The sequence below is a fragment of the Rhizobium sp. P40RR-XXII genome (assembly GCF_012641405.1).
Taxonomy (GTDB): Bacteria; Pseudomonadota; Alphaproteobacteria; order Rhizobiales; family Rhizobiaceae; genus Rhizobium.
This window is the reverse complement of the sequence record NZ_JABAII010000013.1, coordinates 19,074-35,166: the sequence shown is the minus strand read 5'-3', so window position 1 is coordinate 35,166 and position 16,093 is coordinate 19,074. Positions and strand designations below refer to the sequence as shown.

Sequence of the window (16,093 nt, the reverse complement as noted above, 5' to 3'; positions counted from 1 at the left end):
TTGCGCCATGAAATGGGGCAGCAGCCGGTTCCGGCAAGATGCCTGACCCATCAACATTGGGACGAGCAGGCGGCGTCCTGCCGCCCGCATCCCAAGTTCAATCGAAAGTTTAGTCGAATTTCTCCGTCGTATCCGCCTCGCCCTTCACCCAATAACCGGATGCCTTGATCCAGCTCAGCGGATAGCCACGCTCCTCGACGAGGTGGGAACGCAGGGCGCGCGTGACGGAAGCCTCGGCCGCTATCCAGACGAAAGTGCCGGGCTGCAGGTCGACAGACTGAAGGATTTCCATCAGCGCGGACGGATCGGTTGCCTCCGAAAGAGGCCGATACGCCCAGCGCATATCAAGCTGCGCCTCGCTTTGAAAAGCCTGGTGTTCGGCAGCGCCGACAACCGCTGCGATGGCCGTTATGCGCGCACCCACCGCGGCCTCCTCGATCCGGCGGCCCATGGCCGGCAATGCCGTTTCATCGCCGAGAAGCAACCAGTCGGCGATATCGCGCGCGACGACGGCCGACCCGCGAGGGCCGCCGATCTCGAGCCTGTCGCCCGGCCGCGCGTCGAGCGCCCATTTGGTCACCGGTCCCGCCTCGTGAATGGCGAAATCGATGATGAGCGTGCGCGCATCGGTATCGTAACGGCGAGGCGTATAGTCACGCCGCTCCATCTCCTCACCCGTGCCAGCTATGAAAATCTTGATGTGATCGTCGGGCGCCAGGCTGACGAAATCAGCCAGGTCATCGCCTGACAGTTGCATGCGCAGCATACCAGGCGTGATCCTGTCGACGGCAGTTACCGTCAGGGAGCGTCGCTTCAGCTCATGGCGCACGCGCTCGATCCTGAGGGCCGAGACATTCGGATTGGAGTTTTGAGGATTGTCCATCATGTGTCCTTTCGAGGCGCTCGATATCGATCCGCAGGACACAGTCGCGCAGACCGAAGCCGCAGAGCCGTTCGATCATACGCGTTGAGTGACGTTAACGCTTACGTGGCCGAGCAAGGCCCGGCCAATCTGACGTTTTTATAGAAGAAGAGCTCGCGCCCTGCAACGAAAAGATGATAATTCAAGACAAGCTTTTTGACGCATCGGATCGCAAGACGATCGCAATCCTCTGCAAACCGATCGGCACGACCTTTCAGAGCCGTGCCGATTTGATCGATTACTGCAGCGCCTTTTCCATCAGCCGTGCCAGACGTTCGGCAAAAGCGCGCGGATCGGCCGGTTTGTCGCCATCGAGCACACGGGCCTGGTCGAGCAGAAGGAAGGCCGCATCATCGCGCAGGGACGGTGAATCGGCCTTGGCGGCGATGGCCTTGACAACCGGGTGATCCATGTTGATTTCCAGGATCGGTTTTGCCCCGGACTGCAGACGGCCGGCACCCTGCAGGATCTTCTCGAGCTGCCGGTCATAGCCCTGTTCGGACGCAACGAGGCAGACGGCGCTTTCGATCAGGCGATCGGATGCGCGCACGTCGGATACTTCGTCAGCGAGCTTCTGCTTGGCATAATCGAGGAAGGCCTGCACTTCGGCGGGCGCGCTTTCGCTTTCCGGCTTGTCCTCATCCTGCTTCTTGAACTGGGCGAGATCCGCAGCCCCTTGCGTGATCGACTTGAAGCTCTTGCCCTCAAATTCCGGAGCATTGGTGACCCAGAAGCTGTCGACGGAATCCGTCAGCAACAGAACCTCGATGCCACGGGCACGGAAACCTTCGAGCTGCGGCGAGGCCTTCAGCTGCTCCAGGCTGCCGCCGACGAGATAGTAGATCGACTGCTGGCCTTCCTTGGCATCCCTGGCGTAATCGGCAAGCGAACGATAGCCGTCTCCCGACGTCGTCGTGCGGAAGCGCGAGAGCGCCAGAAGCTGCGAGCGGCGCTCGAAGTCCTCGTAGAGGCCTTCCTTGATCAGGCTGCCGAAATTTTCCCAGATCTTCAGGAAGGCGTCGTGATCGCTCTCCGCCTGCTTTTCGATCGCCGTGATTATGCGGTTGGTGACCCCCTTGCGGATCGCCGTCAGGATCGGGCTTTCCTGGATCATCTCGCGCGAGACGTTGAGCGGCAGGTCCGACGTGTCGACCAGACCGCGCACGAAGCGGAGATAGCGCGGCAGCAACTCCGCCTCGTCGGTGATGAAGACGCGCTTGACATAGAGCTTCATGCGGCCCTTGCGATCCGGATCGAAGAGATCGAACGGCTGCGAGCCGGGCACGAAGGCGAGCGCCGAATATTCATGACGGCCCTCGGCGCGGAAATGCACCGTCAGCGCCGGTTCGTCATACTGGCCGGAGACGCCGCGATAGAAATCGGTATATTCCTCGGCCGTGATGTCGTTCTTCGACTTGGTCCAGAGCGCGGTGCCATCGGTCAATTGCGTCGCTTCTTCGCCCGGTTTCTCGGCGATCTTGATCGGCACCGGCACATGGCCGGACTGCTCCTTGACGATGCGCTCGACGCTCCAGCGCGACGCGTAGCTCTTGGCATCCTCCATCAGATGCAGCGTGATGCGGGTGCCGCGCGAGGGTGCCTCGTTCACATCGGTGGGAGCAACGCTGTAGCCGCCCTTGCCGTCGGAAGACCAGAGCCAGGCATCTTCCGCACCGGCGCGGCGCGAGACGACATCGACGCGATCCGCAACCATGAAGCAGGAATAGAAGCCGACGCCGAACTGGCCGATGAGCTGCGCGCCCTCACCCTGCTTGTTGGCCTCGATGCGCTCCATGAAGGCGCGCGTACCGGAGCGGGCGATCGTGCCAAGCGCTTCGATCATTTCGTCGCGGCTCATACCGATGCCGTTATCTTCCACGACGAGCTTGCCGCCATCGGCATCGAGCGTCAGAAGGATACGGCTGTCGGGATCGTTTGCCAGCAGGCCGGGATGGGCAATCGCCTCGTAGCGCAGCTTCTCGCAGGCATCGGCCGCATTCGAGATCAGCTCGCGCAGGAAGACATCCTTGTCCGAATAAACCGAGTGAACCATCATGTGCAGAAGGCGGGCAACGTCGGCCTCGAAAACGTGGCTCTCGGCGGTATTTTCTGCGGTGGTCGTCATAAGCGTCTAGTCTCCTGGGAATAACAAAAGTCGCGCCGCACAGGTGGCGGAAGATAACGCAAATTTCAAGCGGGCGCTGTCAATGCGGGCTCCGAAACGGAGCGAGGGACTTGTTTTTCAGCATGTACAATCGCCAATCCGATGCATTGTTCCAGGCTCTCACCGAAAGGACCGACAGACGTCGCCTCACATCTCAGGCGCATGATTGCCATTGCCGCTACGCTGCTATAATAACTTGAGTTTAATTTGAAGGATTATTGCACGGAAGCGACGCCGGAAGCTGCGAATGACGTTTCAGCCAAGAATGCAAAACAAGATCGGAGGCTTTTCCGTGGTCGGCGGCATGCATCGCCGTCAATGGAACGGCATGGTTGCCGACATCTGGAACGTCAATTGCGCGGCACAGGCTGGTGGATATTATGTCGCAAGGGACCCGCGGCTGTTCATCCTGCTGGAGCAGCGCGGCTCGGGCACGACCAATGTCCGCCCGTCGCCGCGCGCGCATGGCCGGCTGCAGAATTACGATAGCGGACACATCTCCTATATCCCCGCCGATATGGAGCTCTGGGTCGATATGGCGGGCGTCGAGTTCGTGCGCCATCTTGATATCCATTTCGATGCTGAGATCATCAGCCAGCGCCTGATGGAAAACATCGACCCGGCGCGGCTCGACCGTCCGCAGCTGCATTTCAACGACCCGCGCATGATAGCGCTCGCCGAGATGATCGCGGCCGAATGCGAAAATCCCGAGCCGCTGCACGATCTCTATGGCGACGGCCTGACACTTTCGCTGTTGATCAATGTGCTGCGCTTGCGCGGCACCCAGCCGCGCAAGCGCAGCGGTCTTGCCGCCTGGCAGCTGCGCCGTGCGGTCGACTATATCGAAGAGCACTGCACGCGGGCCATCCGGCTGGAAGAGCTGGCTGAATTGACCGGCCTCTCGCAATCGCATTTCAGCCATGCCTTCAAGGCGTCAACGGGTCTGCCGCCGCATCAGTGGCAGACGCAAGCCAGGCTCGAAAGGGCCAAGCATCTGCTCCTGAACAGCGAGATGCCGCTGACAACCGTTGCCGTCGAAACCGGCTTTGCCGATCAGGCGCATTTTACGCGCGTGTTCCGTAAGAATGTCGGCGCCGCGCCGGCGAGCTGGAAACGCAGCAAGCTTGCCTGAAAACCACAGCCCACGAGCAATTGTATCTTTCGCGGAGAATTGCCCAAAAACATTCAATTTCCCCCATGACAGACAAGCCGCGTTTGTAAATATGAGTTAACTGCTCATCTTATCGAGGGATTGGCCGCCAGGGCCGAACGGGCGCAAGAATTCGGGACAAACGACGGAAATGCGGGGATTGAAGAAACACATATCGCGAGCGCGGCTCATGGCGGCGGGCATGGCCATTGCCACATTGCTGTCGGGCTCGCAGGTCGCGGCACAGGAAGCGCCAACGGAATTGCAGCCGCTGGTCATTCAAGGCGCGCAACAGAAGAGCGAAGCCAGCGACACGGCGCCGATCAAGGGCTATGTCGCCAAGAAGGCCACATCCGGTTCGAAATCCGATACGTCGATCACCGAGGTGCCGCAATCGGTCTCCGTCATCGGCCGACAGGAAATGCAGGATCGCGGCATCACCAACAAGGTGGACGAGGCGCTGCGGTATACGCCCGGCGTCACCATCCAACCCTTCGGCAATGACGGCGATACCGACTGGTTCTATATTCGCGGCTTCGACGCGACGCAAAGCGGCGTCTTCATGAATGGCCTGACGCTCTACAGCTACGGCTTCGGCGGCTTCCAGATCGATCCGTTCATGCTCGAGCGCGTCGAAGTGCTGAAAGGCCCTTCCTCCGTGCTCTACGGCGGCTCCAATCCCGGCGGTCTCGTCAACATGGTCCGCAAGGAGCCAACCGGCGATCCCTATTACTACACCGAAATCGGCATCAACAATCTCGGCAATGCCTTCGCCGGCTTCGACTTTTCCGACAAGCTTTCGGCCGACGGCGTCTATCGCTACCGCCTGACCGGCAAGATCGCCGGCGGCGACACCTATAGCGACGGCACCCATGACCTGCGCGGCTTCATCATGCCGCAGGTCATCATCTCGCCGGACGATTCCACCAAGCTCACCGTTTTCGGCATGCTGAGCGGTCTCGACGAAATCCATAGCGGCAACGGATTCTTTCCCTATGTCGGCACGGTCGTCGATGCGCCTTTCGGCAAGATCAAGCGCGACGCCTTCTATGGCGAGCGCAGCGTCGACAATCTGAAATACGCCCAGCAGATGCTCGGCTACGAATTCTCGCATGACTTCGACGGCGGCTGGACCGTGTCGCAGAACGCGCGTTACGGCCATCTCTACAAGCGCGAGGAAGGCCCGTATCTGAACGGCTATGTCGACGGCAATCCGCTCGATCCGTCCTATAATGATCCGGACTATATGCTGAACCGCATCGGCTTCTTCGAACGTTCGAAGGTCGATACCTTCTCGGTCGACAGCCGTGCGGAGAACAAGTTCGACACCGGCCCGATCAGCCACGATTTCCTCATCGGCACCGACTACTCGATCTATAGACTCGACCAGATCCAGGCCTGCTGCGGCTCCAACCCGATCAGCGCCACCAATCCGGTCTACGGCACCGCGCAGGGCACGAACTTCGTCTATCTCAACCAGGTGCTGACGCAGCAGCAGCTCGGCGTCTATGCGCAGGACCAGATCCGCTTCGGCGGCGGCTGGCTGGTTACGCTCAATGGCCGTTACGACTTCGTCGACACAAATTCCGATGCAAAGGTCGGCACCACCTACAGCTCGAACGAAAGTGCGCCGAGCGGCCGCGCGGGCCTCGCCTACGAGTTCGCCAACGGCATCACGCCCTATGTCAGCGCCGGCACCTTCTTCCGGCCGCTCGTCGGCACCAGCGTCACCGGCGGCGGGCTGCTTCCGGAAAAAGGCGAGCAATATGAGGCCGGCGTCAAGTACGAGCCGGACTTCATCGACGGCCTGTTCACGGCGTCCATCTTTCAGATCGACCGCAAGAACATGGCTCTGACCGATCCGGTCACCTTCCTGCAGAGGCAGGTCGGCGAGGTCCGTTCGCGCGGCGCCGAATTCGAAGGCAAGGTCAATCTGGACGAAAACTGGAAGGTGCTCGGCTCCTATTCCTACACAGACCTCGAAGTCACCAAGGACCTCGACTCCTCCATCGTCGGCAATTCGCCCTATCTGGTACCGAACTCCACCGCGTCCTTGTGGCTCGACTATGCGTTTACGAGCGACGCGCTTGACGGCCTCAGCATCGGCGCCGGCGTACGCTACCAGGGCAAGTCCTGGGCGAACCAGGCCAATACCCTGCGCGTGCCTTCGGCAACTCTCTTCGATGCGGGCATCCGCTATCAGAAGAAGGGCTGGGCTGCAGCGCTCAACGTCTCGAACCTGTTCGACAAGGAATATGTCTCGGGTTGCGCAGGCGAGAACGTCTGCGGCTACGGCGAAGCAAGAACCGTCACCTTCAAGCTCAGCAAGAAGTGGTAAGTTGAGAATAAAAGTATACTTTGTTTCTCGATCATGGCAGAGAGCCGGGGATTGCCGCAAGGCAATCCCCGGACCGATTTGAATCCAGAGGCGACGCCAGCATGACGGTAAGAAGCGCTCACAGGCTGTCGCGTCGGCAGCTGCTGGCCATGACGGGAGCCGTTGCCCTTGCCGGTTTGACGCCGGTGCGTGCGGCAACGAGCCCGCGTGTGGCAACGCTCGATTGGGCCATTCTGGAAACCCTGCTGGCGCTCGGCGCAAATGTGGTCGCCGGTACCGAACTGCTGCAATTCCAAGACGTTGCCGTCACGCCGGCCATTCCCGCGGCTGTCGCCGATCTCGGGCTGCGCGGCACGCCGAATTTCGAGGTCCTTTATGCCGCCAAGCCGGAGCTGATCTTCAACTCCAATTTCTACGCCTGGGCCGACGATCGCCTGCGCCTGATCGCGCCGGTCGAGAGCCATGCCCTCTATCAGCCGGGAGCCAGCCCCTATCGGCGTTCCGAAGAGATGACGCTTGAGATCGCAGAGCGGCTCGGGCTTCCCACCGGCCGCGCGCTCGTCGAGGCCACGCGGGAAAAGCTGGAAGCCTATCGCATCAGCTTCGGCGCGGGCGATCATCGCCCGATCCTGCCGATCAATCTGGGCGGCGCCAGACACTTCCGCGTTTTCGGCTCCGACAGCATGTTCGGGGAGGTCCTGGCCCGCACCGGCCTTGCCAATGCCTGGCCGGATCTCACGACCTATTCGGCAACCGCGCCCGTCGGCATCGAGCGGCTGGCCGCCATGCCGGACGCATGGATCATCCTCATCCCGCCACATCCGGCCGAAGCCCTTGTCGAACTCCAGCAAAGCGCTTTCTGGAAAGCACTGCCATCGGTGCGGCAGGGCCGCGTCCTCCTGCTCGGCTCGATCAACCCCTATGGCGCGCTGCCGGCAGCAGAGCGCTTTGCCGATCTCCTTGCGGGAAGGCTCACCCGTGCATGGAATGGTTGATCGCCGTGTGGTTGCCAGAGACATGATTGCGAGAGACATGATTGCGAGAGACAGGCCGCTGGCACGCAATGGTGCCCTGCTTGCCGTCGTCTGTATCCTTGCCTTTGCGGCGCTCCTCTTCCTGCGTCCACAGCTTGCCGCGGACGTGGAGGGTGCAGCGGCCCTCAACGGCATCCTATTAATCGATAGCCTGCTGCCGCGATCGGCCATCTCGATCATCGCCGGCGCGACACTCGGCCTTTCCGGCGCCCTGTTGCAAAGGGTCTTGCGCAATCCGATCGCCGATGCCTCGACGCTTGGGATCGCCGCCGGCGCGCAGCTGTCGATGACGATCGCCGTCGGCCTCTTTCCGCTTCTCATCGGCTTGCCGCGCGAGATTTCCGCCTTTGCCGGCGGACTTGCGGCTGTCCTGCTCGTTCTGGCCTTGAGCTGGCGCCGTGGCCTCAATCCGGTGACGGTGGCGCTATGCGGCATGATGGTGACATTGGTCGCGAGCGCACTCAGCGTCACCATCATTCTCGCGCGCGGCGAATACGCCATGTCGGTCTTTATCTGGGGCGCGGGCGCGCTCAATCAGCAAAGCTGGGATGGCGTCGTCACGCTTGCCCCTCGCCTTGCCGTCGGCTTTGCGGCGGCGCTCGTACTCGTTCGCCCGCTGACGGTGATGAGCCTGGACGACAGCAGCGCGAAGAGCCTCGGCCTGGCCCTGCACGGCATGCGCTTCGCCGTTCTGGCTCTCGCCGTCTGGCTCGCGGCTTCGGTAACGGCGCAGGTCGGCATCATCGGCTTTCTCGGCCTTGCTGCGCCTCATCTGGCAAGATCCTGTGGCGCACGCAGCACCGGGCAATTGCTGATTGCCGCACCGGTTGCCGGTGCCGGGCTGCTGTTCCTCACGGATTGCGTCGTGCAACTGCTTTCGCCGGAGTTTACGGATCTCGCCCCGACAGGGGCGGCGACCGCACTTCTCGGCGGGCCGCTCTTGCTTCTGCTGCTGCCGCGCCTGCATTCGCGCAATCCACCGCGCGCCGATGGCGCCCCGCGAGCGCGGCTGAACCTCGCCGCACCCTGGCGGGGGCTTGCTTTGCTCGCCATCGGCTTCATTCTTCTGCTGGTCTTTGCCCTGTCGGTCGGGCGCGGCATCGACGGCTGGCAGGTGGCTGTCGGCGGCCGGTTCTCAGAGCTTCTGCGCTTCCGCCTGCCACGCACTGTCGTTGCCGCGACCGCAGGCGCCATGCTGGCCGCAGCCGGCTTCGTCATGCAGCGCCTGACCGCCAATCCGCTTGCGAGCCCCGAGGTCCTGGGCGTCAGCGCCGGTGGTGGCGCCGGACTGACTGTAGCCCTCTTCCTGTTTGCCTTCCCCTCGCCCGCCATCACGATCACGGCGATGACGCTCGGCGCGCTGATCGCGTTCCTCGCCATCATGGCGGTCAGCGCTCGCGGTAACTTCGGCCCGGAGCGTCTGCTGCTCTCCGGTGTCGCGATCGGTGCGCTGTCGATGGCAATCGTCACGGTCGTTCTCTCCCGTGGCGACCTGCGCGGCTATCTCTTGTTGACCTGGCTGTCGGGCTCCACCAACCGCGCCGGCTCCTTCGAAGCCTGGACCGGCATCATTTCGGCCGCACTCCTCATACCAGTGCTGCCTGTCCTGCGACGGTGGTTCGATATCCTGCCGCTTGGCGGCGGCGTCTCCCGTTCCGTGGGCCTCTCGACTAGGGCAAGCCGGCTGGTTTTGGCTATCGTGGCAGCGCTGCTGACCGCGATCTCATCTTTCCTCGTCGGCCCGCTTAGCCTCACCGGGCTGATCGCGCCGCATCTTGCCCGGCTCGTCGGCTTCCACGCGACCCTCAAGCAATTGATGGCCAGCCTGTTGCTTGGCGCCATGCTGCTGACGCTGGCCGATTGGCTGTCGCGAATAGTGATCTTTCCCTACGAGGTTCCCGTCGGCCTGTTCGCGGCGCTGATCGGCGGCCCCTATCTCATCTGGTTCCTGACCCAAAGGGAGACTAAGCAATGATGCATGCAAGAGGTTTCACCGCTTCCGGCGTTGCCACCCATAAGGATGCCGGTCAGTTGCTGGATCAGTTCTGCGCGCGCTTTGCCGAGCATGTAACCATCACGCGGAGCGAAGCCGGAGCCTGCATCGAGACCGTCATCGGCAGCGCCGACATCGCTGTCAGCAACGATCGCCTCGATATCAAGCTGCGTTGCCCGACAGCGGCCATGCTCTTCACGATCCGCAGCATGGTTGCCGAAAACCTGTTCGAACTCTCCACCAGCAACACGCTTGCCCTCTATTGGGCCGACGGGCCGCAACCATCGGCCATACCGAACTTCCGAGAGATCAGCGTCGTGGACGCCTACGACATCACCCCGCATATGCGCCGCGTCGTGGTGGCAACTGACGACGCCAGGCATTTCGTCGAGGGCGGCATGCATGTCCGCCTCCTCCTTCCGCCAAAAGGTCGCACGCCGGTCTGGCCGCATACGGAGCCGGATGGCCGTATTCATTGGCCGAAGGGCGACGACGCGCTGACCATCCGCGCCTATACGATCCGCGGCATCGATCTTGACCGCGGCGAGATGAACATCGATTTCGTCGTGCATGAAGGCGACAACGTCCCAGGCGCGACATGGGCGATGATTGCCCGCCCCGGCGATCGCGCCGGCCTCATCGGTCCGGGCGGCGGCGGCGTGCCGACAGCGCGCAAGCTCATTCTCGCCGGAGATGAAACTGCCCTGCCCGCCATCGCCCGCATCGCGGCCTCCGTGCCTGTTGATGCGGAGCTGCGCATCTTTCTCGAGATCGCGGACAAGCAGGAGGAGCAGCCGCTGACCTCAAGCGCGTCGATGGATGTCACCTGGCTGCATCGCAATGGTGCGGCAGCCGGGATGACCGATACCCTCGAACGCATCCTGCGCGACATCGTGCCCTCGGCCGATCCGGAGACCTACGTCTGGGTCGCCTGCGAACAGAAGCAGGCCCGCGCCATCCGTGCTTTCGTCAAAAACGGGATCGCCAGGGACCCCTGCACCTTTAGCATCGCCGCCTATTGGCAGCGTTGATGAGGAAATAGCCAAAGCAGGATCGAAATAGCCTAATATTTCGGCGATATTCTAAATCGCCCAATATTTCGGCGAACAAGACTTGTTCGTTTTGCTGCATTGCGTCATAAAGATGCGATGAGCCGTCTCGATCTGACCATTCTTGTGATTGATGAAAACACCATCCGCGCCTCGATCATCGAAGAAGGTTTGCGGGAGGCCGGACACGCGCGCGTGACGGTTATCCATGAAGTGCAGGGCGTGGCGCGCACGATCGAGACACTTCGGCCTGATGTCATCATCATCGACCTCGAAAATCCGAACCGCGACATGATGGAACATCTGTTTCAGCTGACACGGACCGTGAGCCGACCGATCGCCATGTTCGTCGACCGCTCCGATACGGCCTCGATCGAGGCGGCGGTCGAGGCCGGCGTTTCGGCCTATATCGTCGACGGCCTGAAGAAGGAGCGGGTCAAGCCGATCCTCGATATGGCGGTCAGCCGCTTCAACGCCTTCAGCCGGTTGCAGCGCGAACTGGCGGAAGCCAAGTCGGCGCTGGAAGAGCGCAAGATCGTCGAGCGCGCCAAGGGAATCCTGATGAAGATGCGCGGACTCTCGGAAGAGGAAGCTTTCGCGCTGTTGCGGCAGACGGCCATGAACGAGAAGAAGAAGATGTCCGAGATCGCGCAAAGTGTCGTGACGGCAGCGGGATTGCTAATGTGAGCGCGCTCAGGCCAATCTCGTCCGTCGCCCACGCAGGGGAGACATCGGAGTGAATATGAGAATGCAGGCAGCCCCTTTCGCCAATGCCCGCAAGGCAGGCAGCAGCAATCCCCCCGCACCGGCGCGGATTGCAAGCGAAGGCCCGCGCATATTGCGCGCGGGCTTCATTCCGCTGGTGGATGCTTCGGTTCTGATCGCAGCCGCGGAATTCGGCTTCGCACGCAAGGAGGGGATCGCGCTCGACCTCATCAGGGACGTCTCCTGGGCCAATATCCGCGACCGGCTTGCCTTTCGCCAGTTCGACATCGCCCACATGCTTTCACCGATGCCGGTCGCGGCGATGCTGGGGCTCGGCTCGAACCCTTCTCCGACGATTACGCCATTCTCGCTCGGGTGCGGCGGCAACGCCATTACGCTATCGACACGGCTGTTCGACCGCATGTGCGAAGAAACAGGTCTTTCCGATCAGGCAAGCGCATTGGAAAATACACAGGCGCTTGCGAAAGTGGTCGAAACCATGAAGGCGCGCGGCGAGCAGCCGCCAACGCTTGGCATGACCTATCCGTTCTCGTCGCATAATTACGAATTCCGCTATTGGCTGGCCGCCGGCGGCATCGATCCCGACCGGGACGTGAAGCTTGTCGTCGTACCGCCGCCACTGACATCAGATGCGCTCGCGGCCGGCGCCATCGATGGCTTCTGCGTCGGCGCGCCCTGGAACATGGTCGCCTCCGAACGCGGCGTCGGCCGCATCGTCGCCGCCAAGCAGGACATCTGGCCCTCCGCCCCCGAAAAGGTGATCGGCATGCGCCCGGAATGGGCCGAAAGCCATCCAGAAACCGTTTCGCGCCTCATCGTGGCGCTCGACGCGGCAGCGCGCTGGTGCGACGAAGCGGAAAATCATGATGCCCTTGCCGAAGCGCTTGCCGATCAGCGCTATATCGCAGCGCCCGTCCATATCATCCGCCATGTGCTGGCGGGCGAATTCAATCTTGATGCCAGAGGCCATCGCCGCATCATCGACCGATATTTCAGTTTCCATGGCGGCTTTGCCAACTACCCGCGCCCGAGCCAGGCACTTTGGATCTTCAGCCAGATGGTCCGCTGGGGGCAAAGCGCGCTTTCCCAGCAGAATATAACGATGGCGGCTTCCGCCTATCGATCGGACCTGTATCGGCTGGCGCTTGGAAACGAGGCCTCGCCCGACGATGCCGATATCCGGATAGAGGGCAATACGGAGAGCGATCGCTTCATGGATGGTCACGTTTTCGATCCCACAGACATGACGAGCTACATCGACGGCTTCGCGGTGAAGACGGTGAATGCAGTGCAATTCTCAGCCGAGGACATTTAGCCTTTGGCTACGCTGCACTGCACAGAATAAACGCAGAATCCCAGGCCGGACAGTCGACATCCGCCCAAAACTTTAGCATCTGCAGCATTCGCACATAAAACGGCCAAGCCTGACGCCCCTGAAATAAATCAGTAATTTCATTGCATTAGGAACCATATCAAAAACTGGCACGCGGATTGCTTGATTAAATACGCTTCGATCAACGGCGATTGAAGCACGCAATGCGCGGAAAACGCGCTCGCAAAGACATCGACGTCGCAAGGTTCTTGCCCCGAGGATTCACTTTCTTCCCGGGCTGCATCAACCGAGCGGCGTTTTTTTATGTCCGAAATCCATGCGTCACGCGCAAAAAGGGGAACTGCAAGTGAAGAAGATCCTGTCCGGTAGTGTTACGCGCCGAAACCTTTTGAAGACATCCGCCGTGGCAGCCTTGATCGGCGCCGTCAGGACGGCTTTCCCCTCCGGCGCCTTTGCAGCTACCGCCGGACCTGAAGTGTCGGATGCGAAGCTTGGTTATATCGCCCTGACGGACGCCGCGCCGCTGGTCATCGCCAAGGAAAAAGGCCTGTTCGAAAAGCATGGCCTTCCCAATGTCGATGTGGCCAAGCAGGCATCGTGGGGCGCGACGCGCGACAACCTCGTGCTCGGCGGAGCGGCAAACGGCATCGATGGCGCCCACATTCTCTCGCCACTCCCCTACCTCATGCACACGGGCAAGGTGACGCAGAACAACCAGCCCGTGCCGATGGCGATCCTTGCCCGCCTCAACTACGACAGCCAGGGCATTTCGGTCGCAAAGGAATATGCGGAAACCGGCGTCCAGCTCGACGCATCGAAGCTGAAGGCCGCCTTCGACGCGAAACGAGCCGCGGGCAAGGAAATCAAGGCCGCCATGACCTTCCCGGGCGGCACGCATGATCTGTGGATCCGTTATTGGCTGGCCGCCGGCGGCATCCATCCCGACAAGGACGTCTCGACCATCGTCGTGCCGCCGCCGCAGATGGTGGCGAACATGAAGGTCGGCAACATGGACGTCTTCTGCGTCGGCGAACCCTGGAACGAACAGCTCGTCAATCAGGGCATCGGCTTTACCGCCTGCACGACCGGCGAAATCTGGAAGGGCCACCCGGAAAAGGCCCTCGGCATGCGCGCCGACTGGATCGAGAAAAATCCGAATGCCGCCAAGGCCCTGCTGATCGCCGTCATGGAGGCGCAGCAATGGTGCGACAGCATGGACAACAAGGAGGAGATGGCCACCATCCTCGGCAAGCGGCAATGGTTCAACGTGCCGCCCAAGGACGTGCTCGGCCGCCTCAAGGGCGATATCAATTACGGCAACGGCCGGGTCGCCAAGGGCACCGATCTCTACATGAAGTTCTGGAAGGACGGCGTTTCCTATCCCTACCAGAGCCATGACGCCTGGTTCATCGCCGAGAACATCCGCTGGGGCAAGTTCGCGCCCAATACGGATATCAAGGCACTGGTCGGCCAGGTGAACCGCCAGGATATCTGGCGCGATGCCGCCAAGGATCTCGGCGTTGCCGCATCGGATATTCCCGCATCGACCTCGCGCGGCAAGGAGACCTTCTTCGACGGCAAGGTTTTCGATCCGGAAAACCCAAGTGCCTACCTCGAAAGCCTCTCCATCAAGGTGGCGTCGTGATGCTCGGCGCTCTCTCCCAAGAAGGATTCGTTCAATGTCGGTAACCGCCCGCAAACAGCAAGCCGCCGTTGCGCAAGCGCCTGCCCCCGCAAAGAGCCATGTCGTGACATTGGCGGCCCGTCCCGCCCGCCGCATCGAGCCGGGCCGCATTGTCGCCTCCATCCTGCGCAGCGTCCTGCCGCCCCTCGTGGTGCTCGTGCTTCTGCTCGCCATCTGGCAGCTGCTTTGTGAGCAGCCGGGCGCCAGCCTGCCGCCGCCTTCCCAGGTCTGGCAGGAAAGCTACGACCTCATCGTCCACCCCTTCTTCTACAACGGATCGCAGGATATCGGGCTTGCCTGGCGCGTGCTCGTCTCGCTGCAGCGCGTCGCCTATGGCTTCGGCTTAGCGGCCGTCGCCGGCGTTCTGGTCGGTGCGGTGATCGGGCAATCGGTCTGGGCGATGCGCGGCCTCGACCCGATCTTCCAAGTGCTGCGCACGGTGCCGCCGCTTGCATGGCTGCCGCTCTCGCTCGCGGCCTTCCAGAATTCCAATCCGTCGGCGATCTTCGTGATCTTCATCACTTCGATCTGGCCGGTCATCATCAACACGGCGGTCGGCGTTCGCAACATTCCGCAGGATTATCGCAACGTCGCCAAGGTGTTGCGGCTGAACCAGATCGAATTCTTCTTCCGCATCATGGTGCCGGCGGCAGCCCCTTACATCTTCACCGGACTGCGCATCGGCGCCGGCCTCTCCTGGCTTGCGATCGTCGCCGCCGAAATGCTGACCGGCGGCGTCGGCATCGGCTTCTTCATCTGGGATGCGTGGAATTCCTCGCGCCTGCCCGACATCATCGTCGCCCTCGCCTACATCGGCGTCACCGGCTTTGTCCTCGATCGTCTGGTCGCGGGCCTCGGTGCCGTCGTGACCCGCGGCATGACGAGCAATTGAGGAGAACAGGATGAGCGCCTATCTGAAGCTCGATCATATCGACAAATATTTCGATCGCGGCGGCCAGCGTGCCGAAGTGCTGAAGGGCATCGAACTCGTCATCGAGAAGGGCGAATTCGTGTCGATCATCGGCCACTCCGGCTGCGGCAAGTCGACCCTGCTCAACCTCATTGCCGGCCTCACGCCCGTCTCGGCCGGTGCGGTGCTGCTCGAAAACCGCGAGGTCAACGCGCCGGGTCCGGATCGGGCCGTGGTCTTCCAGAACCATAGCCTGCTGCCGTGGCTCAGCGTCTACGAAAACGTCAACCTCGCCGTCTCGAAGGTCTTTCGCGGCACGAAGAGCAAGGCCGAGCGCCATGAGTGGGTCATGCGCAATCTCGATCTCGTGCAGATGGCACATGCCAAGGACAAGCGTCCCTCGGAAATATCCGGCGGGATGAAACAGCGCGTCGGCATTGCCCGGGCGCTCGCCATGCAGCCCAAGATCCTGTTGCTCGACGAGCCCTTCGGCGCGCTGGACGCGCTCACCCGCGCCCATCTTCAGGACGCGGTGATGGAAATCCATGCCCGCCTCGGCAGCACCATGGTGATGATCACCCACGATGTCGACGAAGCGGTGCTGCTGTCCGACCGCATCGTCATGATGACCAACGGTCCAGCTGCCCATATCGGCGATATCCTTGAAGTGCCGATCCCTCGGCCGCGCAGCCGCATCGAGCTTGCTTCAGACCGGACCTACCTCAAATGCCGCGAAGCCGTGCTGAAGTTCCTCTACGAACGCCACCGCTTCGTGGAAGCCGCGGAGTGA

At 61.7% G+C, this 16,093-nt stretch carries 12 protein-coding genes; 10 read left to right on the top strand and 2 right to left on the bottom strand.

Annotation, left to right across the window (positions count from 1 at the left end):
- Positions 1-109: 109 nt before the first annotated feature.
- Positions 110-883, bottom strand: coding sequence for a siderophore-interacting protein (locus HGP16_RS22565; protein ID WP_168842357.1), 774 nt, complete (start codon positions 881-883; stop codon positions 110-112).
- 277 nt (positions 884-1,160) lie between these two features.
- A complete protein-coding gene (htpG, locus tag HGP16_RS22560) occupies positions 1,161-3,047 on the bottom strand; it encodes a molecular chaperone HtpG (protein ID WP_168842226.1) in 1,887 nt (628 codons plus the stop codon).
- 286 nt (positions 3,048-3,333) lie between these two features.
- On the opposite strand from htpG, the gene HGP16_RS22555 reads away from it, so the two are divergent.
- The 10 genes from HGP16_RS22555 to HGP16_RS22510 all read left to right on the top strand — a co-directional run bounded on the left by HGP16_RS22555 (position 3,334) and on the right by HGP16_RS22510 (position 16,093).
- A complete protein-coding gene (locus HGP16_RS22555; RefSeq protein ID WP_168842225.1) occupies positions 3,334-4,218 on the top strand; it encodes a helix-turn-helix domain-containing protein in 885 nt (294 codons plus the stop codon).
- A 169-nt stretch (positions 4,219-4,387) separates the two neighbouring features.
- Positions 4,388-6,574, top strand: a complete 2,187-nt coding sequence (locus tag HGP16_RS22550; protein WP_168842224.1) for a TonB-dependent siderophore receptor — start codon at positions 4,388-4,390, stop codon at positions 6,572-6,574.
- A 101-nt stretch (positions 6,575-6,675) separates the two neighbouring features.
- Positions 6,676-7,569, top strand: coding sequence for an ABC transporter substrate-binding protein (locus HGP16_RS22545; protein WP_168842223.1), 894 nt, complete (start codon positions 6,676-6,678; stop codon positions 7,567-7,569).
- A gap of 37 nt (positions 7,570-7,606) precedes the next feature.
- Positions 7,607-9,583: a Fe(3+)-hydroxamate ABC transporter permease FhuB gene (gene fhuB / locus HGP16_RS22540; protein WP_168842356.1), complete on the top strand. Its 1,977-nt coding sequence runs from the start codon at positions 7,607-7,609 to the stop codon at positions 9,581-9,583.
- Positions 9,580-10,632 (top strand): siderophore-interacting protein, encoded by a 1,053-nt coding sequence (locus HGP16_RS22535; RefSeq protein ID WP_246703386.1) that lies wholly within the window; start codon positions 9,580-9,582, stop codon positions 10,630-10,632. The genes fhuB and HGP16_RS22535 overlap by 4 nt, the downstream gene beginning before the upstream one ends.
- Before the next feature lie 117 nt (positions 10,633-10,749).
- Positions 10,750-11,337: an ANTAR domain-containing response regulator gene (locus tag HGP16_RS22530; protein ID WP_168842222.1), complete on the top strand. Its 588-nt coding sequence runs from the start codon at positions 10,750-10,752 to the stop codon at positions 11,335-11,337.
- A gap of 55 nt (positions 11,338-11,392) precedes the next feature.
- Positions 11,393-12,691 carry a CmpA/NrtA family ABC transporter substrate-binding protein gene (locus tag HGP16_RS22525; RefSeq protein ID WP_246703408.1) on the top strand — a complete coding sequence of 433 codons (1,299 nt, stop codon included), beginning with the start codon at positions 11,393-11,395 and terminating at the stop codon, positions 12,689-12,691.
- 364 nt (positions 12,692-13,055) lie between these two features.
- Positions 13,056-14,354, top strand: a complete 1,299-nt coding sequence (locus tag HGP16_RS22520; RefSeq protein WP_168842221.1) for a CmpA/NrtA family ABC transporter substrate-binding protein — start codon at positions 13,056-13,058, stop codon at positions 14,352-14,354.
- 34 nt (positions 14,355-14,388) lie between these two features.
- Positions 14,389-15,285, top strand: a complete 897-nt coding sequence (ntrB, locus tag HGP16_RS22515) for a nitrate ABC transporter permease (RefSeq protein WP_168842220.1) — start codon at positions 14,389-14,391, stop codon at positions 15,283-15,285.
- Between the two features lie 10 nt (positions 15,286-15,295).
- The gene (locus HGP16_RS22510; RefSeq protein ID WP_168842219.1) at positions 15,296-16,093 is read left to right on the top strand and encodes an ABC transporter ATP-binding protein; all 798 of its coding nucleotides are present in this window, start codon (positions 15,296-15,298) and stop codon (positions 16,091-16,093) included.